General features: G+C 61.0%; 20 protein-coding genes. 9 read left to right on the top strand and 11 right to left on the bottom strand.

All coding sequences use genetic code 11. From position 1 onward, the window contains the following. Window positions 1-27: 27 nt before the first annotated feature. The 7 genes from mhpT to AACY07_RS14045 form a co-directional block, all read right to left on the bottom strand. Window positions 28-1,221, bottom strand: a complete 1,194-nt coding sequence (gene mhpT, locus AACY07_RS14015; protein ID WP_339475371.1) for a 3-(3-hydroxy-phenyl)propionate transporter MhpT — start codon at window positions 1,219-1,221, stop codon at window positions 28-30. Between the two features lie 158 nt (window positions 1,222-1,379). Beyond that, the gene (gene dmpG / locus AACY07_RS14020; protein ID WP_046808984.1) at window positions 1,380-2,390 is read right to left on the bottom strand and encodes a 4-hydroxy-2-oxovalerate aldolase; all 1,011 of its coding nucleotides are present in this window, start codon (window positions 2,388-2,390) and stop codon (window positions 1,380-1,382) included. Window positions 2,391-2,400: 10 nt separating this feature from the next. Then, window positions 2,401-3,339: an acetaldehyde dehydrogenase (acetylating) gene (locus AACY07_RS14025; protein WP_339475374.1), complete on the bottom strand. Its 939-nt coding sequence runs from the start codon at window positions 3,337-3,339 to the stop codon at window positions 2,401-2,403. A gap of 32 nt (window positions 3,340-3,371) precedes the next feature. Next, complete coding sequence (gene mhpD, locus AACY07_RS14030) at window positions 3,372-4,178, bottom strand: 2-keto-4-pentenoate hydratase (protein WP_339475550.1); 807 nt, start codon at window positions 4,176-4,178, stop codon at window positions 3,372-3,374. Window positions 4,179-4,192: 14 nt separating this feature from the next. Next, on the bottom strand, window positions 4,193-5,056 hold the full coding sequence (locus AACY07_RS14035) for an alpha/beta fold hydrolase (RefSeq protein WP_019829307.1): 864 nt from the start codon (window positions 5,054-5,056) through the stop codon (window positions 4,193-4,195). Between the two features lie 17 nt (window positions 5,057-5,073). Continuing rightward, the gene (mhpB, locus tag AACY07_RS14040; protein ID WP_339475378.1) at window positions 5,074-6,027 is read right to left on the bottom strand and encodes a 3-carboxyethylcatechol 2,3-dioxygenase; all 954 of its coding nucleotides are present in this window, start codon (window positions 6,025-6,027) and stop codon (window positions 5,074-5,076) included. A gap of 1 nt (window position 6,028) precedes the next feature. Beyond that, a complete protein-coding gene (locus AACY07_RS14045) occupies window positions 6,029-7,687 on the bottom strand; it encodes a bifunctional 3-(3-hydroxy-phenyl)propionate/3-hydroxycinnamic acid hydroxylase (RefSeq protein WP_339475381.1) in 1,659 nt (552 codons plus the stop codon). Between the two features lie 140 nt (window positions 7,688-7,827). Here AACY07_RS14045 and AACY07_RS14050 point away from each other — a divergent pair, with 140 nt between their 5' ends. Then, complete coding sequence (locus tag AACY07_RS14050) at window positions 7,828-8,607, top strand: DNA-binding transcriptional regulator (RefSeq protein ID WP_339475383.1); 780 nt, start codon at window positions 7,828-7,830, stop codon at window positions 8,605-8,607. Between the two features lie 290 nt (window positions 8,608-8,897). Here the strand turns inward: AACY07_RS14050 and AACY07_RS14055 are convergent, their stop codons facing one another. After that, window positions 8,898-9,767 (bottom strand): LysR substrate-binding domain-containing protein, encoded by an 870-nt coding sequence (locus AACY07_RS14055; protein ID WP_133077580.1) that lies wholly within the window; start codon window positions 9,765-9,767, stop codon window positions 8,898-8,900. A gap of 154 nt (window positions 9,768-9,921) precedes the next feature. Here AACY07_RS14055 and AACY07_RS14060 point away from each other — a divergent pair, with 154 nt between their 5' ends. The 7 genes from AACY07_RS14060 to AACY07_RS14090 all read left to right on the top strand — a co-directional run bounded on the left by AACY07_RS14060 (window position 9,922) and on the right by AACY07_RS14090 (window position 15,848). Beyond that, complete coding sequence (locus tag AACY07_RS14060) at window positions 9,922-10,959, top strand: amino acid ABC transporter substrate-binding protein (RefSeq protein WP_133077581.1); 1,038 nt, start codon at window positions 9,922-9,924, stop codon at window positions 10,957-10,959. 13 nt (window positions 10,960-10,972) lie between these two features. Beyond that, a complete protein-coding gene (locus AACY07_RS14065) occupies window positions 10,973-12,127 on the top strand; it encodes an ABC transporter permease subunit (RefSeq protein WP_133077582.1) in 1,155 nt (384 codons plus the stop codon). 2 nt (window positions 12,128-12,129) lie between these two features. Further along, entirely contained in the window at window positions 12,130-13,227 is a 1,098-nt protein-coding gene (locus tag AACY07_RS14070) for an amino acid ABC transporter permease (protein ID WP_339475386.1), read from the top strand. Further along, window positions 13,224-14,000 (top strand): amino acid ABC transporter ATP-binding protein, encoded by a 777-nt coding sequence (locus AACY07_RS14075; protein ID WP_339475387.1) that lies wholly within the window; start codon window positions 13,224-13,226, stop codon window positions 13,998-14,000. Before AACY07_RS14070 ends, AACY07_RS14075 begins: the two co-directional genes overlap by 4 nt. Continuing rightward, complete coding sequence (locus AACY07_RS14080) at window positions 13,997-14,956, top strand: isoaspartyl peptidase/L-asparaginase (RefSeq protein WP_133077585.1); 960 nt, start codon at window positions 13,997-13,999, stop codon at window positions 14,954-14,956. Before AACY07_RS14075 ends, AACY07_RS14080 begins: the two co-directional genes overlap by 4 nt. 65 nt (window positions 14,957-15,021) lie before the next feature. Next, complete coding sequence (locus AACY07_RS14085) at window positions 15,022-15,327, top strand: NIPSNAP family protein (protein WP_048351632.1); 306 nt, start codon at window positions 15,022-15,024, stop codon at window positions 15,325-15,327. A 110-nt stretch (window positions 15,328-15,437) separates the two neighbouring features. After that, the gene (locus AACY07_RS14090) at window positions 15,438-15,848 is read left to right on the top strand and encodes an SRPBCC family protein (protein WP_339475388.1); all 411 of its coding nucleotides are present in this window, start codon (window positions 15,438-15,440) and stop codon (window positions 15,846-15,848) included. Window positions 15,849-16,182: 334 nt separating this feature from the next. Here AACY07_RS14090 and AACY07_RS14095 read toward each other — a convergent pair whose 3' ends face one another. Genes AACY07_RS14095 through AACY07_RS14105 form a run of 3 tightly spaced genes read right to left on the bottom strand, consistent with a single transcriptional unit; the run spans window position 16,183 to window position 20,512 of the window. Then, entirely contained in the window at window positions 16,183-17,766 is a 1,584-nt protein-coding gene (locus AACY07_RS14095; protein WP_339475391.1) for an aldehyde dehydrogenase (NADP(+)), read from the bottom strand. Window positions 17,767-17,808: 42 nt separating this feature from the next. Then, a complete protein-coding gene (gene gudD, locus AACY07_RS14100) occupies window positions 17,809-19,158 on the bottom strand; it encodes a glucarate dehydratase (RefSeq protein WP_133077588.1) in 1,350 nt (449 codons plus the stop codon). A 13-nt stretch (window positions 19,159-19,171) separates the two neighbouring features. Beyond that, on the bottom strand, window positions 19,172-20,512 hold the full coding sequence (locus tag AACY07_RS14105; RefSeq protein WP_339475393.1) for an MFS transporter: 1,341 nt from the start codon (window positions 20,510-20,512) through the stop codon (window positions 19,172-19,174). Window positions 20,513-20,842: 330 nt separating this feature from the next. Here AACY07_RS14105 and AACY07_RS14110 point away from each other — a divergent pair, with 330 nt between their 5' ends. Further along, window positions 20,843-21,553, top strand: a complete 711-nt coding sequence (locus AACY07_RS14110) for an FCD domain-containing protein (RefSeq protein WP_133077590.1) — start codon at window positions 20,843-20,845, stop codon at window positions 21,551-21,553. Window positions 21,554-22,172 lie beyond the last annotated feature (619 nt).

The raw sequence follows: 22,172 nt of genomic DNA on the forward strand, positions 1-22,172 counted from the left end.
ACTGCGCGCCTTTCGGCGCGCAGGTTGTCAGTCGGGTGCTGCTGCGTTGCGCCGCACCGACAGGTAAAACATGGCCACGGCCGCAATCACGATGCCTGGCGCCGATGCCAGCATCACCCCGGCGGTGCCGGTGCCCAGCGCGAGCATCTTGCCGGCCACCAAGGGGCCGCTCATGGCTCCGAGGCGACCGATGGCCACCGCGCTGCCTACGCCTGTGGCGCGTATCGAGGGGCGATAGAAATGCGGTGCCAGGGCGTAGAGCACGCATTGGCCTCCAGTGGCAAAAAAACCGGCAATAAAGCCCGCCGCCAGCATGGCCGGCAGATGGCTCGCCAACCCAAGGGCGGTCAGTGACACCAGGATGCCCACATAGATCAGTGCCGACAGGGCCCAGGCGGGCAGGCGGTCCATGACCCAGCCCAGAAACAGGGTGCCGACCGCTGCGCCAATTTGCAGGGCAAGCATCACCCAGCTGGCCTGGCGCCCGGTGAAACCCTGGCCGATCACCAGGCTGGGCAGCCAGTTGATCAGGATGTAGACCACCATCAGGGTAAAGAAATAGCTGATCCAGATCAGCGCAGTCGGCAGTGCCGCGCCCTCGCGAAACAAACCCTGAACCACACCGATGGGCGCCTCGCCCTGAACGTTGCGAAACTGCTGTGATTCGGGAAGGTAGAGCCCCAGCAGCGGCACGATCAACAGCGGCACCACGCCACCGACGTAGAACACCACTTGCCAGCCACCGGCCAGGTCGGCGATGCCGATCAGGGCGGCCAGCGCGGCGCCCAACGGCACGCCGCAATACATCAGGCTTACCGCCGTACCGCGCAAGCGCGGACCAGCCACTTCGCTGGTGAGGGCGATCAGGTTGGGCAGGGCGGCACCAAGGCCAACGCCGGTGAGGCAGCGTGCGACCAGCAGGCTGTTAAAGTCCCAGGCCAGTGCGGTGGCAAGGGAGAACACCCCGAACAGCCCCACCGAGGCCATCAGCACGCGTTTACGGCCAATGCGGTCAGCCAGCCATCCACCCGCGAACGCACCGGGCAACAGGCCGAAAATGCCGGCGCTGAACACCCAGCTCATGTGTAATTTATCCAGTTCGAACGCGGCAGCCATGCCTTGAGCAGCGATCCCTGCGGCCTGTAGATCGAGGCCTTCCATGAGGGCAACGAGAAAACACAGGCCGATGGTGCGGGCCATTTGCAGATTGAGTGAAGTCATGGGCTGTACCCGTTTTATTGTTGTTATGGATGAAGCAGCGATAACCCCTGTTTCTGTGGGAGCGGGCTTGCTCGCGATCGGATAAATGCGGTTCGTCAGGTAAACCGCGTTGCCTGCATCGCGAGCAAGCCCGCCCCCACAAGGGGGTAAAGAAGGCCTTAGCGTTTGAGCAGGTCCAGCGCCACGTCGACGATCATATCTTCCTGACCGCCCACCATCCGCCGCTTGCCCAGTTCAACCAGGATGTCCAGGGTCTTGAGGCCGTACTTGGCCGCAGCGATTTCGGCGTGGCGCAAGAAGCTCGAATACACCCCGGCATAACCCAGCGCCAAGGTCTCGCGGTCAACCCGCACCGGGCGATCCTGCAACGGTCGGACGATGTCATCCGCGGCATCCATCAGCGTGTAAAGGTCTGTGCCGTGGTTCCAGCCCAGGCGCTCGGCGGCGGCGATAAACACTTCCAGCGGGGCATTGCCGGCCCCGGCCCCCATGCCTGCGAGGCTGGCATCGATCCGGTCGCAGCCTTCTTCCACCGCTGTAATCGAGTTGGCCACGCCCAGCGACAGGTTGTGGTGGGCATGCATGCCGGTTTCGGTTTCAGGCTTGAGCACGGCCTTGAACGCGCGGAAGCGATCGCGAATGTCCTGCATGTTCATCGCGCCGCCCGAGTCGGCCATGTACACGCAGGTCGCGCCGTAGCTCTCCATCAGTTTGGCCTGGGCCGCCAGCTGCTCGGCCGGGATCATGTGGCTCATCATCAGGAAGCCCACGGTGTCCATGCCCAGTTCACGGGCGTATTCGATGTGCTGCTTCGATACGTCGGCTTCGGTGCAATGGGTGGCAATGCGCACCACCCGGGCCCCGGCGTTGTACGCGGCCTTGAGGTCGTGAACCGTGCCGATGCCGGGTAGCAGCAGGGTGGTGATTTTTGCGTGGCTGATCACGTCCGCCGCCGCTTCGATCCATTCCAGATCGGTATGGGAGGCAAAGCCGTAGTTGAAACTAGAACCTTGCAGACCGTCGCCGTGGGCCACTTCGATGGCGTCGACGCGGGCCTTGTCCAGGGCGCGGGCGATGTCTTGCACGTTCTGCAACGAGTACTGGTGGCGTACCGCGTGGCTGCCGTCGCGCAGGGTGACGTCGCTGATGTAGATCTTTTTACCGTTCATGGTTTTCCCCTCAGGCGTTGAGCATCGACAGCGCCATGCGCTCGGCGGTGGCCAAGGCTGCGGAGGTCATGATGTCGAGATTTCCGGCGTAGGCCGGCAGGTAGTGGGCGGCGCCTTCGACTTCAAGAAACACCGACGTCTTGAGGCCGGAAAACCTGCCCAGTCCGGGAATGTTGAGCGGTGCGTCTTCAGGGATTACATCGAATTGCACGCTCTGCTTGAGGCGATAGCCCGGCACATAGGCGTTTACAGCGGCGGCCATCTCGACGATAGAGGCTTCGACCAGCGCCTGGTCAGCCGCTTCGCTGAGCACAAATACGGTGTCGCGCATCATCAGCGGCGGCTCGGCCGGGTTCATCACGATGATCGCCTTGCCCTTGGTTGCACCGCCAATCACTTCGATGGCCTTGGAGGTGGTTTCGGTGAACTCGTCAATATTGGCGCGGGTGCCCGGCCCGGCAGATTTGCTGGCAATCGACGCGACGATTTCGGCGTAATGCACCTTGGCCACACGGGACACGGCGGCGACCATCGGAATGGTCGCCTGCCCGCCGCAGGTCACCATGTTGACGTTGAGCTGGTCGAGGTTCTGTTCCAGGTTGACCACCGGCACACAGTACGGACCGATGGCGGCCGGGGTGAGGTCAATCAGGCGGATGCCGGGTTTGATGGACCGCAGAAAGGCGTCGTTCTTGACATGGGCACCGGCGGAGGTGGCATCGAACACGAAGTCGATGTCCTTGAACACGTCCATGCGCGTCAGGCCTTCTACCCCTTCGTGGGTGATTGCAACACCCATGCGGGCAGCACGGGCCAGGCCGTCGGAGGCCGGGTCGATGCCGACCATTGCGCCCATTTCCAGGTGCCGGGCATTGCGCAGGATTTTGATCATCAGGTCGGTGCCGATATTGCCGGAGCCGATGATGGCGACCTTGAGTTTCTTGTTCATTATTGTTGCCTCAGTTGCACGCAAGTCGCCGATTACTCGGCGCTGCTGTGTTGCGAGAAGTCCACACCGACACTGCCGATGCCTTCGATATGGGCGTCGAAACGATCACCGGCGGCCACGGCCACCATCGGCCCCAGTGCGCCGGTCAGGATGATGTCGCCCGCTTGCAGCGGATTGCCCAGGCGCGCCATGGTGCAAGCCAGCCACACGGCGGCATTGAGCGGGTGGCCCAGGCATTGCGCGCCGCTGCCACTGGACACTTCTTCACCATTGCGGGTCATGCGCATGCCCGCATTGCGCAAGTCCAGCCCCTCGAGGCTGCGGGCCGGGCCGCCGAGCACGTAGCAGCCGCTGGAGGCGTTATCGGCCACGGTGTCGACAAAGCGGATGTTCCACTGCTGCACGCGGCTGCCGACGATTTCCAGGGCCGGGACCACCCAGCCGGTGGCGGCCATGACTTCGTCGAAGGTGGTGTCGGAGTGGGGCAAGTCATGTTTGAGGATCAAGGCGATTTCCGCCTCGATCTTGGGTTGCAACACGCGATCGATGGGTACGGTCTGGTTGTCGCCGTAGCACATGTCGGCGAACAGGGTGCCGAAGTCCGGTTGGTCCACGCCCAGCTGCGCCTGCACCTTGGGGTTGGTCAGGCCGATTTTTCGGCCCACTACCCGGCGTCCATTGGCGACGCCGTGGGCGACATTGAGCTGCTGGATGGTATAGGCGGCTGTCGCGTTGTCTTCACCGATCAGCTCGCGCAGGGGAGCGATGGCGCTGCCGTGGGTTTCGGCGTGGCGCAGGTCGGCGGCCAGTTGGGCCAGTGTTTCGGGAGTCGGGTTCATGGCGATCTCGGTCATCAGTGGGTCAGGAAGTCCAGCACCATGCGGTTGAAGGTGTCGGCGTGTTCCCATTGCGCCCAGTGGCCGCAGCGGTTGAACACGTGCAACTGCGCCTTGGGCAGCCCTGCCAGCAGGCGCAAGCCGGTGTCCATCGGCACAAAGCGGTCTTCGCGCCCCCAGACCAGCAGGGTTTCGGCGCTGATTTCGTGCAGGCGATGGCTGAAGTCGGGGAACTGCTTGGGATTGAGGGTGCTGCTTTTGACGAAGTTTTCCAGGTGGTCGCGGCGCGCCAGGAGGTTATCCAGCCGGGTCTGGAACAGTTCTTCGGTCAGGCTGCTGGTGTCGAAAACGAAGACGCTCATCATCTTCTTCAGGTTCTCGATGGTCGGCTCGCGGTACAGCGCACCGATCAGCTTGATGCCTTCGGTGGGCTGGGGTACAAACGCGCTCGGGCCGCCGGTGCCGCCGCCCATGAGGATCAGTTTGCCGATGCGCTCGGGGTTTTCCAGAGCGAAGGCCACGGTGCTGTGGGCACCCATCGAGTTGCCGATGATGTGCACCCGGTCAAGGTCCAGTACATCGAGCAGGCCCTTGAGCGCCGACGCATTGAGGTTGGAGCGTGAGCCTTCGCTCACCACCGGGTCGCTTTTGCTCCAGCCCGGGCAATCGAGCAGGATCACCCGGTAACCGGCAGTCACCAGCGGTTCGATGTTGCGGTTGAAGTTGGCCCAGCCGCTGGCGCCGGGCCCGGAGCCGTGGAGCATGACCACGGTCTCGGCACCCTGGCCGACGTCGTTGTAGTGCAATTGCAGGTCCAGGTCGCCTTCCTTGATGCGGGCAAAGCGGCTGGTCGAGGCTTCAGTGAATACGCTGGCAGTCATGGTAGTGTTCCTTGAATTCAAAGGGGGTGGGTCAGCGGCTGCGCGCCAAGGGCGCCGAAGCCTGCAATCCATTCGGGAATCGGGCGGTAGTAGCGGCCTTCGGTTTGGTAGGGGCCAAAGGCGGACAATGCGGCGAATGCGGCGACCCAGGTTTTCACCTCGTGGGTCGATTTACCGGCGAGCGCCGACAGCGCGTCATTGCCCAGTGCATCGAGGTCGCTCAAGCGGCCCTGCTCCAGCGTGTCGAGAAACTGTTGGTCCCAGACCGGATTTAGGGGATGCAGGGTGTTCTGGTCTTCGACGAAGTGCCGGGCGGCCTGGATGACCCGTTGCTGGCGTGCGGCGCGTTCTTCGGCGGGCAACTGGCGGCCGCTGCCCATCAAGCGGTCGGCCATGCGGGCATCGACCTTGGCCAGCTCTGGCACCGGGGGCTGATGGGACAGGCCTCCGGACGCCAGGAACAGCACGCGCAGGTCCAGTGATCTGGCCCACTGGCCGATGGCCTCGCCCAGCAGTCGTGCCCGTTTGAAACCGGGCAGGGGCACGGCCACCGAATTGATGAAGACCGGAATCACCGGGCAGGTGCGCAACCCGCCCAGCAACAGTTCCAGCGGTTGGGCAAAGGCATGATCGACTTGCATTCGGTAGGACACGGCGGTGTCGACACCCGCCTCCATGACGGCTTGGGCGCAGGCCTCGGCCAGGGCTTTGGGTACGTCGAGAGGGCCGGCGGCGGTATCGAAATCACCAATGGCATCGGCGGCCATGCCAATGCAAAAGGGCGGCATGACGTCGTAGAAAAAGCCGTTGTAGTGATCGGGCCCCAGGAGCACGATCAGCTGCGGGTCGAAGCGGGCGATGCGCTCGCGGGCATCGCGGATCATGCTGTCCACTTCGGCCAGCACTTCGGGGGCCGGGTCGACGTAGCCCACCAGCGGCGTGTGTGACAAACAGTGCAAATAGGCGCTCATCTCAAGCCACCTTGCTGACGGCTGGCGTCACCTGGATGTGTGGTTGCGCGTTGAGCGCCAGGGCCAGTTCATTGCAGGCCTTGCCGAGGGTTTGCGGTGTGGCCAGCCCGGCGAGGAAGCGATCAGGGCGCAGCAGGGCAATGGACGATGAGCCGCGGGCGAACCACTCGCGCAGGCGGCCAGTGCTGTCGCCGACCCGAATCACGTCGTTGCCGGCGTCGCTCGGGGCCCTGAGCTGGACATCCGGCAGCACTTGAATAAACCGCGTGCCCAGGGTTTTCCATTGCGCAATCTGCGCCGCCGTCAGGCCCCAGGTCGGGTCGCAGCCCCAGGCGATAATGGCGAAATTCTCGCCGATCACTTCATCGAGGAGCACGGTCGCACCGGCGTCGGTCAGCACCTTGGGCTGAATGAACATCTTGCCCACCGGCGAGCCTTTTTCGCTCGGCACGATCAGGGCGCCACGGGTGTATTGCGGCATGGGCTTGAAGCGCATCTCGACGAAGTAGCGTTTGACCGGCGGCACATAGTTGAGCAGCCACGACACGCCATCGCGCAGGGTGCCCTGCCAGCGCTTGGGGGGCGCCAGTACGTGGCCGGCCAGTACCGAGAGGTCGATCATGGCCTTGGCGTGATCCCGGCGCTCCAGCTCATAGCTGTCGAGCAGGCGGTCACTGGCCAGGCCCTTGATCACCAATGACAGTTTCCAGGCCAGGTTGGAGGCATCGCGCATGCCGCTGTTGTAACCCTGGCCCTGCCAGACCGGCATGATATGCGCGGCATCCCCGGCCAGCAGTACCCGGCCCTGGCGGAAGCGGCCTGCGAGGCGGGCGTTGTGGGTATAGACGCGGCTGCGAATCAGCTCGATGCGGTCCGGGTCCGGCAGCACCTTGGCCAGCAGCTTGCGCATGTTTTCGGGCTTGCTCAGCTCGGCTTCGGTCTCGCCGGGCATCACCATAAACTCAAAGCGGCGCACGCCGTGGGGCAGGGCGGCGGACACGTACGGGCGCACCGGGTCGCAGCACAGGTACACATGGGGCGTGCTCAGGGGGTCGTTGGCGATATCCACCACGATCCACTGATTGGGCGCGGTCTTGCCCTCAAAACTGATGTCCAGACTGCGGCGCACCAGGCTGTTGCCGCCATCGCAGCCAATCAGGTACTTGGCCTGCAGGCGTTCGCTGCGACCCTCGGCGTTTTTCAGTGTGAGTTGCACACCGCTGTCGCTTTGTTCGAAGCCTTCGAGTTCGCGGCCGAACAGCACCTTGACGTTGTCAAAGCGTTGCAGGCCTTCGAACAGCACGCGGTCAGCCAGCGGCTGAATAAAGGCGTTACGGCGGGACCAGCCGAACTCATCGGTCTTGGGCTGGATGTCTGCAAAGCAGCGACCTTTGGGCGTCATGAAGCGCATCGCATGCCAGGGCGTGGTGTGCGGCAGCACGTTATCGGCAAGGCCGACGGCCTGGAATGTGCGCAGGCTTTCGTCGTCCAGGCCAATGGCGCGCGGGTAGTCGATCAGGCTGTCGAGCTTTTCCACCAAGGTGACGTTTACACCACATTGGCCCAGGTAATTGGCGATCATCAGCCCGACAGGACCCGCCCCGACAATGGCGATATCGGTGTTCAGGTCCAAGGGGGAAGCAGTGGGTGCAGAACTCATGGGTATCTCCGTACAGCGCTTTTTTTGGATTTCTTGTTGGGCGCAGTATGGAAATCGCGAAGCTGGTGAACAACGACAACCCTTGCTAGGGTGCACTCAGTGCACATCGTTGATTTACCGATAAAAATAATGGAAAACACATGAGCGAAACCGAATACAAGGCCGTGCGGGGCCTGATGCGCGGGCTATTACTGATCAACGGTCTCAACCGTTTCGACGGGGGCGCCAGTACCGCTCAGTTGGCCGAACAGAGCGGTTTGCACCGCACGACCGTGCGTCGTTTGCTGGAGACGTTGCAGGCCGAAGGCTACGTGCGCCGCAGTGAATCGGATGACAGCTACCGGTTGACCCTGAAGGTGCGTGAGCTGAGCGAAGGCTTTCGCGATGAGCAGTGGATTTCTTCAATTGCGGCGCCCTTGCTTGGCCAGTTGCTCCAGCAAGTGGCCTGGCCCACCGACCTGTGCACCCTGGATGGCGATGCGATGGTGATTCGCGAAACCACTCACCGTTTCAGTCGCCTGTCGTTTCACCGTTCGATGGTGGGGCGCCGCTTGCCCTTGCTGATGACCGCGACCGGGCGGGCGTATTTTGCGTTTTGCCCGCCGGCCGAGCGGGAAGAATTGATCGAGTTGATGATCAGTCGGGACGACTCGCAGTCGGTGCTGGCGGCGGATCGCCGATTCGTCGAGCGACTGGTGGAGCACACGCGCAGCAAGGGTTATGGCGAAAACAACGCGCACTGGGGAGAAGAGCGCAAGATCGCGGCGATTGCGATCCCGGTGATGCACGAGGAGCGGGTGATGGGTTGCCTTAACCTGGTGTATATCGCCAAGGCCATGCCGGTCGAGGAAGCTGCACGGCGCTTTTTACCGGCGATGCAGGAGGTGGTGGGAAAAATTCAGGTCGGGTTGGTTCAATAGCCTTTTCAGGCTCATATGATTTTCACAGGGGTTAAGGCACAGGAAGTGTGAGCAGTGCCAAACCTGTGGGAGCTGGCTTGCCTGCGATGCAGACGGCGCGGTGTGTCAGGCAGATTGCAGTGCTGCTATCGCGAGCAAGCCCGCTCCCACAATCAGGGAGTGTGAGCAGTGCCAAACCTGTGGGAGCTGGCTTGCCTGCGATGCAGACGCCACGGTGTGGCAGGCAAGCTGCGGTGCTGCCATCGCGAGCAAGCCCGCTCCCACAAGGGGGCTTGCGCATCAGGGGGATTTTACAACCGCTGCCAGAGCGCATCGGCCTGGGGGTTACGGTTGTCCCGCCAGCGCACCAGAATCACTTCCAGATGGTCAGACTCCATATCCGGATACAAACGCACCAGTTCCCCACGCTCAATCAGCGGCGCAACCATGCTATGGGGCATGCAGGCCACGCCCTGGCCACTGGCAACCATCGGTTTGAGGGCTTCGGACACGGTGGCCTCAAACACTTGCAGCAGGCGATGGGGCTGGGGATGGCGGTTGATCTGGATACGGGACAATTCATGCAGTTGGGCACTGCGCGAGTAACTGAGCAGCGGGATCGGCTCATCGGTCTGCGCGCAATGCGCCGCCAGTGCCGGGGTGGCCACCCAGTACAGCTCGTCATGGCCCAGGGACTTGACCTCGAATTCGCTCTGGCGCGAGTAGGGCGCCGTCTTGGTATCACGGTAGAACAGGATGAAATCGCAACGCCCGGACATCAGCGCCATGTAGTAATCGTCGGTGCTTCGATAGCCAGTGTCGATCCGGGTGAACAGCGGCGATTGCGCGCTGTTCAACTGGCTGATCCAGTCCGGGAAGAAGTTGCACGCCAGGGTGTGCAACGAGGCAAAGGTCAGCGGCCGATTAAGCACTTTTACGCTCTGTTCACAGTCGCGGGCCATGCGCACCAATTCCACGGCATTGGGCAGCAAGGCTTCACCGGCGGCCGTCAGGCGCACCGGGTTGCGTTCGCGGTCGATCAAGGTGGCTCCCAGGTGCGCTTCCAGCAATTGAATTCGCCGGCTCAGCGCCGATTGCGAAGAGCCGCGCATGCTGGCCGCCGCCGTGAACTTGCCGGTATCGGCCAGGGCGAGAAAGTCTTCATACCAGTCGATGTTCATAGTGTTATTCCAATATTCGATAGCGCGTCCAGATTAGTGGATCAATAGTCGCTATCCGGCCCATGCCTCTGTCTTTATTGTGCGTCTCAACCGCCACCTGCCGTTGGATTGTGGTTGTCAGGCATAACAAGAAGAATTTTGAAGGGGCAATGATATGCACAAATTGAATAGGGTGAAGCTTTTACTTGGGGCACCACTGCTGGCGCTGCTGGTGACCGGTGCTCAAGTTGCCCAGGCAGGTGTGCTGGACAAGGTCAAGGCCCATGGCAGCGTGCGCTGCGGTGTGGCCGGCGACAAACCGGGGTTTTCCCTGATCGACGATAAAGGTCGCTGGACCGGCATGGACGTTGATCTGTGCCGTGCCGTTGCCGCCGCCGTGCTGGGCGATGCGGACAAGGTCGAATACTTGACCACCACTGCAAAAAACCGCTTTACCGCCCTGGCTTCCGGGGAAATCGACATTCTGTCCCGGGCCGCATCCTGGACCGCCGAGCGGGTGGCCAACCTGGGTGTGGACTTCACCACGGTCTGGTTTTACGACGGCCAGGGTTTCATGACCCACGCCGCGGATGGCATCAAAAAGCTGACGGATCTGGACGGTGCAACTTTCTGCCTGTCGCCGGGCACCACGTCGGAGCAGAACCTCGAAGACTATTTCGGTCGGCGCGGCCTGACGTACAAGACGGTCGTCATCGAGAAAAGCCCCGAGCTGTACGCCGCGTTTCAGCGCGGGCGCTGCAACGCCATCTCCAATGACTCCTCCGGCCTGGCTGCCCGATTGGCGCTGATGAACAACCCCCAGGACTACGTGCTGTTGCCGGAAGTGATTTCCAAGGAGCCCCTGGGCGCCTTCGTCGCCCAAGGTGACACCACCTGGCGCAATATCGTGACCTGGACCGCCTATGCCCTGATGACGGGTGAAGAGCTGGGAGTGACGTCTGAAAACGTCGACCAATTGCACAGTGACAAAACGGCGTCGACCGATATCGCCCGTTTGCTGGGCACTGAAGGCACGATCGGCAAGTCCTTTGGCCTGGACAGTGACTGGGCATACCGCGCCCTCAAGCAAGTTGGCAACTACGCGCAGATCTATGACCGCAACCTCGGCCAGCAGACGGCACTGAACATCCCGCGCGGGCTGAACCGCAGCTGGAAAGACAATGGCTTGATGTACGCGCCGCCGATTCGTTAAGGGAATTACTGTCATGTCGACTTTTCGTTCGCACAACCTGCGCCTGTCGAGTGTGTTGCAGCAAGGGCTGGTCCTGGCTCTGGTTGCGGCGGTCTTTTATCTGCTTTCCAGCAACGCTGCGCTGAACCTGAAAAATCTGAATATTGCCTCGGGCTTCGGGTTTTTATCCCAGCGCGCTGGCTACGACATCAGTTTTTCGCTGATCGATTACACCCCGGACGCGAGCTATGCCCGGGCCTATCTGGTGGGGTTGCTCAACACCTTGCTGGTGTCGGTATTGAGCATTGTGCTGGCAACCCTGCTGGGGGGCGCACTGGGCATGGCCCGCGTGTCGGACAACTGGCTGATCAAGCGCCTGAGCGGGACGTGCATCGAGTTCCTGCGCAACGTGCCGCTGGTGGTGCATCTGGTCTGGTGGTACGGCCTGGTACTGGCGTTGCCAGGGGTCAAGCATTCGGCTTCGCTGTTTGGCGTGGTGTTTTTGAACAACAACGGCCTGAACCTGCCGTGGCTTGCCCAAGGCAGTCAGGTCGGTTGGGGCCTGGCCCTGATGCTGCTGGGCACGCTGCTGGCCTATGTGTTTTGTCGCGTCAGGGAAGCCCGAACGCCGTGGCGCGGTTTTGCCTCCAGGCGCTGGCCTCTGCTGTTGGCCGGTGCGGTGTTGCTGCCGTTGCTGGTGTACGTCCTGAGCGGTGCTCATTTGCAATGGGAAGTGCCCGTGCAGCGCGGTTTCGGGTTCAAGGGCGGGATTACCCTGGTTCCGGAGATGCTTGCCCTGTGCCTGGCCTTGTCGTTCTACAGCGCAAGCTACATTGCAGAAATCGTCAGGGGCGCCATCGAGTCGGTGCATCGCGGTCAGTACGAAGCGGCCAAAGCGCTCGGCTTCAAATCCGGGTCAACCCTGCGCCAACTGATCGTGCCGCAAGCGATCTACCCGATGATCCCGCAGATCACCAACACGTACCTGAACATCGTCAAGAACTCCTCGCTGGGTGTGGTCATCGGCTTCATGGAGCTGGTGTCGTCTACCGGCGGCACCACCCTGAACCAGACGGGCCAGGCCATTGAGTGCATCGCGCTGGTCATGGGGACTTACTGTGCGATCAGTCTGGTGATCTCCCTGGGAATGAACATCTACAACCACCGCATTGGCCAGAGGGGGCACTGAACATGACCGCCATGAATCAATCACTGTCTATCCCGCTGGCACCTCCAAGATTGCCCTGGGCACAGCGGGCGCTGGCCTGGAGCCGTAGTCAGCTGTTCCCCAGTGTGGGCCACAGCCTGCTGACGCTCAGCGTGATTGCACTGTTGTGCTGGTGCATTCCTGCGGCATTCAACTGGCTGGTGTTCGACGCCACGTTCGTGGGCGACAGCGCCAAGGACTGCAACCCCGGCGGGGCGTGCTGGCTACCGATCACCCAGCGCTGGAACCTGTTTGTGTATGGCTTCTACCCGCAAGCCGAGCAGTGGCGCGTGACCCTGTCGCTGATACTGGCGGGCGCTGCATTTGTCCTGCTGTTTTTCAAGCGTCTGGACCGGCGCCTGCTGCTGGCGTACCTGGCCTTGCTGCCGATCGTGATGTGGTGGCTGCTCAAGGGCGGGGCCGGTTTGCCCGAGGTGTCTTCGACCAAGTTTGCCGGGATGCTGGTGACGGTCTTTCTGGGTACGGCAGGGATGATTTTCGCCTTGCCTCTGGGGATCCTGCTGGCCTTGGGCCGACGTTCAAAGCTGCCGGTTGTCCGCATGCTGTGCGTGCTCTACATCGAGCTGGTGCGCTCGGTGCCGGTGATCTCGCTGCTGTTTATGGCGTCGCTGATGATCCAGCTGTTTCTGCCGCCGGATTCGGCATTCGACATCCTGTTGCGGGTGCAACTGGTGCTGATCCTGTTTACCGCCGCCTATATGGCCGAGACCCTGCGCGGCGGTCTGCAGAACCTGCCCAAGGGGCAGTACGAAGCGGCAATGGCCCTGGGTTTTGGCTACTGGAAAACCATGGGCCAGATCATCCTGCCGCAAGTGCTCAAGCAGTCCATTGCGCCGTTGCTCACGCAATTTATCGGCCTGTTCAAGGAAACCACGCTGGTGATGATCGTCGGCGTGCTGGACATCGTCGGCATCGCCATGAGCACCGCCGTCGCACCTGAATGGGTTGAGTACGGCCATGAAATTTACGTCTTCCTGGCGATCTATTTCTTTGTCATCTGTTTTGCACTGTCGCGCTATGCCCGACATCTTGAACTTCGTATGGAGCAAAGCCGCTCATGATCATGAAACCCAAGGCAGATGCCGCCGCGATGGTGCGTATCGAACAATTGAACAAGTGGTTCGGCAATGCCCACGTGCTGAAAAACATCTCGCTGAATGTGCACGCCGGAGAAAAGGTGGTGATCTGCGGGCCCTCGGGCTCCGGCAAATCGACCCTGATCCGCTGTATCAATCAACTTGAGCAACACCAGCAGGGCCTGGTCGAAGTGCTGGGCGAGGAACTCAATGGCAGCGTCAAGGGCCTGGAGCGTATTCGCCGGCAGGTGGGCATGTGTTTCCAGCACTTCAACCTGTTCCCGCACCTCACGGTACTGAAAAACTGCACCTTGCCCCAGACGTCTAATCTGGGCGTATCCGAGGCTGAAGCCATCGAGCGTGCGCTGGGCTTGCTGGACAAGGTCAAGATGCGCGACCACGCCAACAAGTTTCCTTCGCAGTTGTCCGGTGGCCAGCAACAACGTATCGCCATTGCCCGGGCATTGTGCATGCAACCCAAGGTTATGCTGTTCGATGAACCGACTTCGGCCCTGGACCCGGAAATGATCGCCGAAGTACTGGACGTGATGACCAGCCTCGCCCAGGAAGGCATGACCATGATTTGCGTGACCCATGAAATGGGGTTTGCCCGTAAGGTCGCAGACCGGATCGTATTCATGGACCAGGGCGAAATCGTCGAAGAAGCGCCTCCCGAGCGGTTTTTCTCGGCCCCGGAATCACCGCGTACCCAACGCTTTTTGAGCCAGATAATTAATCACGGAGTGCATGCGCAATGACTCAATCCATAGCGATGGCCCTGCATGGCGGCGCCGGTGTTCTGATGCCCGGTGTATTGACCCAGGATGACGAACAGGCGATCCACGCCGCGCTGCTGCAGGCCCTCAGGGCCGGCGTTGATGTGCTGGAACAGGGCGGCAGCAGCCTGGACGCCGTGCAGGCAAGCGTGGTCGAACTGGAAGAGTGTCCGTGGTTCAACGCGGGTAAAGGTGCGGTATTTACCCATGCCGGAGACCACGAACTGGACGCGGCGATCATGAACGGCGCTAACCTCGAAGCCGGGGCGGTGGCCGGGGTACATCACGTGCGCAACCCCATTTGCGGCGCCCGGGCAGTCCTGGAACACAGCGAACATGTGCTGCTGGCAGGCGCGGGGGCGGATCTGTTTTTGTCTGAGCAACCTGACCTGGAGCACGTCAGCAACGACTGGTACGACACCCCTTTGCGTCGTCGCCAGTGGGCTGCCCAGCAGCAACAACCGGAGACGGTGCTGCTGGAACCGGGAGGCGTGGAGAAAAAGTTTGGCACCGTGGGCGCTGTCGCCCTGGACAGCCACGGCCATGTCGCTGCGGCCACCTCCACGGGTGGCATTACCAACAAGCGCTATGGCCGGGTGGGCGACTCGCCGCTGATCGGCTCCGGCACCTGGGCGGATGACCGCAGTGCCGCGATCTCGGCGACCGGCCACGGCGAATTCTTCATGCGTACCGTGGTGGCGCACAATATTGCGTCGCGTATCCGGCTGGTGGGCTCAACCCTTGCGGATGCCTGTGAGCAGGTTGTGCAGGGCGAACTCAAGACCTTGGGAGGCAACGGCGGTGTGGTGGCAGTGTCACCGTCCGGCGAGACCGTGCTGAGCTTCAATACGCCCGGCATGTACCGCGCCTGGCGCGATGCCGAAGGTGGTTTGCACACGGCGATCTATGCCGAGGATGATCGTCTGCATCCTCTTTGAGTCTGTTGACCCGTGGGGCGGCTGGAGACTAGTCTCGATCTCCTTTCGCCTCATGGAGTGAACACATGATCACGTGCTACCTGCGTTATGTCATTGACCCTTACAAGCTGGCCGAATTTGAAGCGTACGGGCGAATCTGGATTCCCCTGGTCGAGAAATTCGGCGGTCAGCACCACGGCTACTTCCTGCCCTCGGAAGGCGCCAACAACATTGCCCTGGCCATGTTTACCTTCCCCAGCCTTGCGGCCTATGAAGACTACCGCGAGCGCTCAAAAACCGATGCCGAATGCATTGCCGCCTTCAAGCTGGCTGAAGACAATCGCTGCATCCTGAGTTACGAGCGAAGCTTCTTTAAACCGGTTTTTGAGTGACCCGAGCGGGTCTCACAGGGGCCGTTGCTGTTGGCACACGTCGTTTCGGTTTGGTTCAACCCGCAAACCAAGTGCCGACGACAAATCACTGACTGATGGAGAATCCCCACATGGCAACCGCATCCGCAACTATCGATATTCCCGTTCCAGCCGATCAGGTCTGGCAATTGATCGGCGGCTTTGGCTCGCTGCCGGACTGGTTGCCGTTTGTTGTAAAAAGCGAACTGAGTGAAGGCGGGCGCTTGCGTACTCTGCGTACCGAGGACGGCACGGTGATTGTCGAACGGCTTGAAAGCTTCGACAACGGGAGCAAGACCTACAGCTACTCCATTACTCAGGCGCCGTTCCCGGTGACGGATTACCTGGCCACTCTGCGTGTGGAGGCCCACGGCGCAGGTGCCCGGGTGACCTGGTCGGGGCGGTTTACCCCGAACGGGGTAAGCGATGACGAGGCCCAAGAGCTGTTTTTAGGCATCTATCAGGGCGGGCTGACAGCGCTGCGAAGCAATTTTCCAGGTTGAGCACAGGGCTGCGAGATATGGGTAAAAAATACCCATGAATAGCGCGGTGATAGCAATTTGGAATAAGACTGGATCCAAAAAACAAATAAAAAACGTGGCTATTTAATGACTTAGGTCAGTATTGGTTTGAAATAAATTGTGCAGAATCACTTGTTACTGATTGTTACGATAGGGTAAGATCGCCCTGCGTTCACCTACCACGGTTTATGCATTTTTAAGCCCCAAGTTTCCATCAGCTACTTGGGCTTTTTTTTGCCTGAAATTTGATGTTGGATCCAATTTGCAGGCATAAAAAAGGCGCCATATGCTGGCGCCTCCAGGCCCATACCGAGCCTTACTTGATCGCCTGGGAGCTCCACTCGCCGTTCACCAGACGCTTCAAACCCAACGGGTTGCTGTTTTGCAACGCTTCGGGCAGTTGGGCATCGGGATAGTTCTGGTAGCAGACTGGACGCAGGAAACGGTCAATCGCCAATGAGCCAACCGACGTACCGCGTGAGTCGGAAGTCGCCGGGTATGGGCCGCCGTGAACCATCGCATCGCACACTTCGACGCCGGTAGGGTAGCCATTGACCAGAATCCGCCCGACCTTTTGCTCAAGGATCGGCACCAGCCACTGATACTGCGCAAGGTCATCCGGTTCGCCGATCAGGGTGGCGGTCAATTGGCCGCGCAAGGCCAGCAGGGCCGCTTTTAACTGCGCATCGCTGTCGACTTCGATAAGGATGGTCGTGGGACCAAACACCTCCTCCTGCAACAACGGATCCTTGTCCAGCAGCAGGCTGACATCGGCCTTGAACAATTGTGGTTGCGCTTGCGATCCCGACTGGGTGTGGCCGGCCAGGTGGGTGATGCCCGGATGGCTGAGCAGATGCTCCACGCCCTTGGCGTAGTTGCGCAGTCCGCCTGCGTTGAGCAGGGTGTGCGGCGCCTGTTCGGCCATGTGCCGGGTCAGTTGCTCGACAAAGGCAGAGAACTGGGCGCTACGCAGGCCGATCACCAGGCCTGGATTGGTGCAGAACTGTCCGCCGCCCTGAGTGACCGATGCCGACAGGTCTTTGGCGACAGCCTCGCTGCGTGAGGCCAGGGCCTGAGGCAGCAGGATCACCGGGTTGATGCTCGACATCTCGGCGAATACCGGGATGGGTTGCTCGCGTTCGGCGGCCATTTTGCTCAGTGCGTTGCCGCCGTGCAGCGACCCGGTAAAGCCCACGGCCTGAATGGCCGGGTGCTTGACCAGCTGTTCGCCGACTCCGGCGCCGAAGATCATGTTGAACACACCCTTGGGCATGCCGGTCTTTTCAGCCGCACGAATAATTGCGCAGCCCACCTGGTCGGCGGTTGCCATGTGCCCGCTGTGTGCCTTGAAAACCACCGGGCAGCCCGCTGCAAAGGCGGCCGCGGTGTCGCCACCGGCAGTGGAAAAGGCCAGTGGAAAGTTGCTGGCACCGAAGACGGCCACAGGCCCGACGCCGATCCGGTACTGACGCAGATCCACCCGTGGCAGCGGTTTGCGATCCGGCAGGGCCAGATCGATCCGCGCGCCTAAAAAGTCGCCACGGCGCAGCACGGTTGCGAACAGGCGCATTTGCCCGCTGGTACGGCCGCGCTCACCTTGAATGCGTCCTGCGGGCAGGGCGGTTTCCCTGCACACCAGGGCGACAAAGTCGTCGCCCAGCTGGTCTATTTCGTCAGCAATGGCGTCCAGAAATTCGGCGCGGCGTTCAGGAGACAGTTGGCGAAACGGTACAAAGGCCTCGGCGGCGGCGTTGGCGGCACGGTCCACTTCTTCTGGCGTGGCCTGATAAAAGAGCACAGGCAGTGCCTCTCCGGTGCTGGCATCCAGGCTTTGTACCGTGACGGTTCCGGCAGCGCTGCGGCTGCCGCCGATAAAGTTGTGGCCAGTTACGGTCGACATCGTTTCGATCCTCGCTAGAGTGCTAAGTGCGCTGTGGGGTGCTCAGCGCACAAGACAGGGTTTTTTGTTGTCGTATTTCCAGCCCGGAACAATGTACTGCATGGCGACGCTATCGTCCCGTGCGCCAAGGCCCATGCCTTTGTACAGTTCGTGGGCCTTGGCCACGGCGTCCATGTCGATGTCCACGCCCAGGCCGGGTCTGGCCGGAACCTTGATGTGACCGTCGACAATTTTCAGCGGCTCGCGGGTCAGGCGCTGGCCATCCTGCCAGATCCAGTGAGTATCAATGGCGGTGATTTCTCCCGGTGCGGCGGCCGCGACCTGGGTGAACATGGCCAGGGAAATATCAAAGTGGTTGTTGGAGTGCGAGCCCCAGGTCAGGCCCCACTCGTGGCACATTTGCGCGACGCGTACCGAACCTTGCATGGTCCAGAAGTGCGGGTCGGCCAGGGGAATATCCACGGCCTGGGATTGAATGGCGTGACCCATCTCGCGCCAGTCTGTGGCAATCATGTTGGTGGCGGTGGGCAGCCCGGTAGCGCGACGGAACTCGGCCATCACCTCGCGTCCCGAGTAACCGTTTTCGGCACCGCAGGGGTCTTCGGCATAGGCCAGTACGCGGTGTTGATCGCGGCACAGGGCCACGGCCTCCTTGAGTGACCAGGCGCCATTGGGGTCCAGGGTGATGCGGGCAGTGGGGAAGCGTTCGGCCAGTGCGGTGACCGCTTCGATCTCTTCGGCACCGCGCAGCACGCCGCCTTTAAGCTTGAAGTCGTTAAAGCCATATTTGGCCTGAGCCGCTTCTGCCAGGCGGACGATGGCTTGCGGGGTCAGGGCTTTTTCATGGCGCAGACGGAACCAGTCATCGGCCTCGGCTTCATCGCGGTAGGCCAGATCGGTCTGTTGGCGATCGCCAATGTAAAACAGGTAGCCGAGCATCTTGACCGCATCCCGTTGCTGGCCTTCGCCAAGCAGGGCTGCCACTGGCACTTCCAGGAACTGACCGAGCAAGTCGAGCAGGGCTGCCTCCATTGCCGTGACGGCGTGGATGGTGATGCGCAGGTCAAAAGTCTGCAGGCCACGACCCGCCGAGTCACGGGCGGCGAAGGTGGTGCGCATGGCGTTGAGAATGCTCTGGTAGTTGCCGATGGGCTGGCCCACGACCAGGTTGCGTGCGTCTTCCAGGGTCTCGCGGATGCGTTCACCGCCAGGCACTTCGCCAACGCCGACATTGCCGCTGCTGTCCTTGAGGATAACGATATTGCGGGTAAAGAAAGGGCCGTGGGCGCCGCTGAGGTTGAGCAGCATGCTGTCATGACCGGCCACCGGGATAACCTGCAGGCTGGTGACGATCGGGGCTTTTGTGGCGTGGTGTTGATGTTCGGCGTTCATTGTCTGTTCCTTGTCAGGCAGGTTGCAGGGCGGCGGGGGTCGCAGTAGCGGGGGTGGGTTTGGTCTTGGCAAAGAACACGATGATTGCCGCAATGATCGATGTACCGGCCAGGCCATAGAGCCCGCCCTGGATCGAACCGGTGGTTTGCTCCAGGAAACCGAAAGTGGTGGGCGCAACGAATCCGCCGAGGTTGCCGATGGAGTTGATCAGTGCGATCACGGCTGCCGCGATGCGTGCATCCAGATAACCCTGGGGGATGGGCCAGAACAGCGCCGATGCCGATTTGAAACCGATGGCGGCGAAGCAGATGGCAATAAACGCAAAGATCGGGCCGCCGGTGGTCGACAGGAACATGCCCAGGGCGGCAATCAGCAGGGCCGTCGCAATCCAGGCCTGCTGGTATTTGAAGCGGCTGGCCAGTGACGCAAACGCATACATGGCAATAATGGAAATCAGCCACGGGATCGAGTTGAAAAAGCCCACCTGCATGTCGCTCAGGTCACCCATTTTCTTGATGATGCTGGGCAGCCAGAAGGTCGCGGCGTAAATGGTCAGCTGGATGCAGAAATAGATCGCGCAGAACAGCATGATCTGGCGGTCCTTGAGCAGCTTGAGCATGCTCGGTTTGACGATGTTGACGGCATCCCGCTCGCGCTGCTCGCGGTCAATCTCGTTCACCAGGGCGTCTTGTTCCTCACGGCTGAGCCATTTGGCGTCATGGGGCTTTGAGTCCAGCCAGTACCAGACAAAGCCGCACAAAAACACCGAGACCATGCCTTCGATGATGTACATCCACTGCCAGCCATGCAGGCCCATGCCGGTGATTTGCAATAGCAGGCCGGACAACGGGCCCGAGATCAGGGACGCCAGTGCCGAACCGCTGAGGAAGATGGCAATCGCCTTGCCACGCTCGGCGCCAGGCAGCCAGCGGGTGAAGTAGTAGATCACTCCTGGAAAGAATCCCGCTTCGGCCACGCCGAGCAGAAAGCGCAGGATATAAAAGTGGGTTTCGTTCTGGATAAAGGCCATCAGGGTTGCGGTGATGCCCCAGGTGAACATGATCCGGGTCAGCCAGATACGGGCGCCGACTTTTTGCAGCAGCATGTTGGACGGCACTTCAAACAGCGCGTAGCCGATGAAGAACAGACCGGCACCGAAGCCATAGGCGGCTGCGCCAATACCCAGGTCGTGCTCCATGTGGGTGCGCACAAAGCCGATGTTTACGCGGTCAATGTAGTTAACGATAAACATGATGACGAAGAGCGGCAGCACATGCCTCTTCACCTTTTGGATCGCGCGCGCCAGTACGGGGTCGTTGGCGTGCGCAGCAGACGGATTGCTGGAAGTGTTCACAAGTCGAAGCCCCACTGATTATTGTTATGCGGGTGATATGTGCCGGAGGATGCGCCTTCGGTTGACGGACATCATACGAGTTGACTTTTGTCATCGCAATGCCTCGTAACAAACCGATAAGTTATAAAAAACGGGTTTTAAATGCATTTAACAGGTTTTTTCCCTGTTTAGAGCGCTTTGAGAGTTGTTTGCTGGAGGATTTTTGAGGCGAACCGAAGCAAGCGCCAGGTTTAGTGGGGCGGTATTTACCGATCAAAAGATAGGTTGTCATACATGTTGAGGTGTGTGAGCCTGCTAATATCAGGCTGCCATCTCTGAAGGGGGTTTCCCATGCAAGACCCGCAAGGCGCATCGACCCGCAAGCGTTCCCCTGGCCTGGCCCACGACATCGTGGCCGAGCTCACTCAGCGAATCCTGCTGGGCCAACTGGCTCCTGGAGAGAAGCTGCCTTCCGAATCCACCATCGTGCGTGAGCATGGTGTCAGCCGTACGGTCGTGCGCGAGGCGATCTCGAAATTGCAGGCTTCGGGACTGGTTGAAACCCGGCACGGGATCGGCACCTTCGTGCTGGAGCGCGATCAGCGCCAGGGCATTCACCTCAAGCGCGATACTGCGCACAGCGTGCGCGGCATCATCGAGTTGCGCATGGGGCTGGAGACACAAGCCGCAGCGTTGGCGGCAAGGCGCCGAACAGAGGGCCAACTGCTGCAAATGCGTCAGGCGCTGGATGACTACCAGAGTTCACTGGCCAATAACGACAGCAGCGTCGAACCCGATCAGCGATTCCACAACCTGATCGCCCAGGCCACGGGCAATACCTATTTCACCGACATCATTTCCCAGCTCGGGCGTTCCGTGATCCCCCGCACACGGATTGACGCCGAGGAGCGTGGCGACACCGATTTGATGAAGCTGGGTCAAATGGCGGTGCTGGAGCATGAGGCGATCTTGCGTGCCATTCGCCGACAGGACCCCGACGCCGCCCGCGCCGCCATGCTGCTGCACTTGAGCAACAGCCTGGAGCGGATGGCGGGGAGGTGAATTATGCATACATGCTGTAGCCGTCCAGAGCCGCGATGGGCCATCCATGGCCCATCGCGGTGTGGCCCCATGACAGTGCCGGAGTGAGGGCGGGACCCGTAGAAAGTCGTGACGTATTGAATGGATATGTACTCGGCATAGGTGCGGGCGCTGCGCAAAACAACTGGCACACGGGGTACATATCCGGCATCCGCGGTTAACTGAAATGATGGTTTCGCTCTTACAGCGAGTCACTTTGCAAAAGCGGCAAAGTAACCAAAGCGCTTTCGCCCCTGCGTACGGCCTTCGCTGCGCTCAGGTGTCCCTCGCTCCGGTCCCGCTCCGTGGGCCCGCCGTGACGGGCCATCCATGGCCCAACACGGCTCTCCCGGCATCCATGCCGGTCGACCCACTACGCAGAACCTCCTCTCGGCCTCCCGAAGGGGCGGGCAGATCAAAAGCACTGCCCGCCGAGGCGGCCGACCGGCCGGCCTGGTTGGTGGGTTGCATTCACGATCTGTAGCAGCTGACGAGCTGTGCGAGGCTGCGTTCGGCTTGGTGCGCCACCGCGACGTAGCAGTCGTGAAATCGGCCTGCACGGTTAATCAGGCACTGCGCGTGTACCTGTTTTGCGACCGCT

Source organism: Pseudomonas sp. RL_5y_Pfl2_69, from assembly GCF_963970465.1.
Classification (GTDB): domain Bacteria; phylum Pseudomonadota; class Gammaproteobacteria; order Pseudomonadales; family Pseudomonadaceae; genus Aquipseudomonas.

What these genes read in the sequence shown, in the direction of transcription:
- mhpT (WP_339475371.1), bottom strand. Translation starts at nt 1,221, where the DNA reads ATGACTTCACTCAATCTGCAAATGGCCCGCACCATCGGCCTGTGTTTT.
- dmpG (WP_046808984.1), bottom strand. Translation starts at nt 2,390, where the DNA reads ATGAACGGTAAAAAGATCTACATCAGCGACGTCACCCTGCGCGACGGC.
- AACY07_RS14025 (WP_339475374.1), bottom strand. Translation starts at nt 3,339, where the DNA reads ATGAACAAGAAACTCAAGGTCGCCATCATCGGCTCCGGCAATATCGGC.
- mhpD (WP_339475550.1), bottom strand. Translation starts at nt 4,178, where the DNA reads ATGAACCCGACTCCCGAAACACTGGCCCAACTGGCCGCCGACCTGCGC.
- AACY07_RS14035 (WP_019829307.1), bottom strand. Translation starts at nt 5,056, where the DNA reads ATGACTGCCAGCGTATTCACTGAAGCCTCGACCAGCCGCTTTGCCCGC.
- mhpB (WP_339475378.1), bottom strand. Translation starts at nt 6,027, where the DNA reads ATGAGCGCCTATTTGCACTGTTTGTCACACACGCCGCTGGTGGGCTAC.
- AACY07_RS14045 (WP_339475381.1), bottom strand. Translation starts at nt 7,687, where the DNA reads ATGAGTTCTGCACCCACTGCTTCCCCCTTGGACCTGAACACCGATATC.
- AACY07_RS14050 (WP_339475383.1), top strand. Translation starts at nt 7,828, where the DNA reads ATGAGCGAAACCGAATACAAGGCCGTGCGGGGCCTGATGCGCGGGCTA.
- AACY07_RS14055 (WP_133077580.1), bottom strand. Translation starts at nt 9,767, where the DNA reads ATGAACATCGACTGGTATGAAGACTTTCTCGCCCTGGCCGATACCGGC.
- AACY07_RS14060 (WP_133077581.1), top strand. Translation starts at nt 9,922, where the DNA reads ATGCACAAATTGAATAGGGTGAAGCTTTTACTTGGGGCACCACTGCTG.
- AACY07_RS14065 (WP_133077582.1), top strand. Translation starts at nt 10,973, where the DNA reads ATGTCGACTTTTCGTTCGCACAACCTGCGCCTGTCGAGTGTGTTGCAG.
- AACY07_RS14070 (WP_339475386.1), top strand. Translation starts at nt 12,130, where the DNA reads ATGACCGCCATGAATCAATCACTGTCTATCCCGCTGGCACCTCCAAGA.
- AACY07_RS14075 (WP_339475387.1), top strand. Translation starts at nt 13,224, where the DNA reads ATGATCATGAAACCCAAGGCAGATGCCGCCGCGATGGTGCGTATCGAA.
- AACY07_RS14080 (WP_133077585.1), top strand. Translation starts at nt 13,997, where the DNA reads ATGACTCAATCCATAGCGATGGCCCTGCATGGCGGCGCCGGTGTTCTG.
- AACY07_RS14085 (WP_048351632.1), top strand. Translation starts at nt 15,022, where the DNA reads ATGATCACGTGCTACCTGCGTTATGTCATTGACCCTTACAAGCTGGCC.
- AACY07_RS14090 (WP_339475388.1), top strand. Translation starts at nt 15,438, where the DNA reads ATGGCAACCGCATCCGCAACTATCGATATTCCCGTTCCAGCCGATCAG.
- AACY07_RS14095 (WP_339475391.1), bottom strand. Translation starts at nt 17,766, where the DNA reads ATGTCGACCGTAACTGGCCACAACTTTATCGGCGGCAGCCGCAGCGCT.
- gudD (WP_133077588.1), bottom strand. Translation starts at nt 19,158, where the DNA reads ATGAACGCCGAACATCAACACCACGCCACAAAAGCCCCGATCGTCACC.
- AACY07_RS14110 (WP_133077590.1), top strand. Translation starts at nt 20,843, where the DNA reads ATGCAAGACCCGCAAGGCGCATCGACCCGCAAGCGTTCCCCTGGCCTG.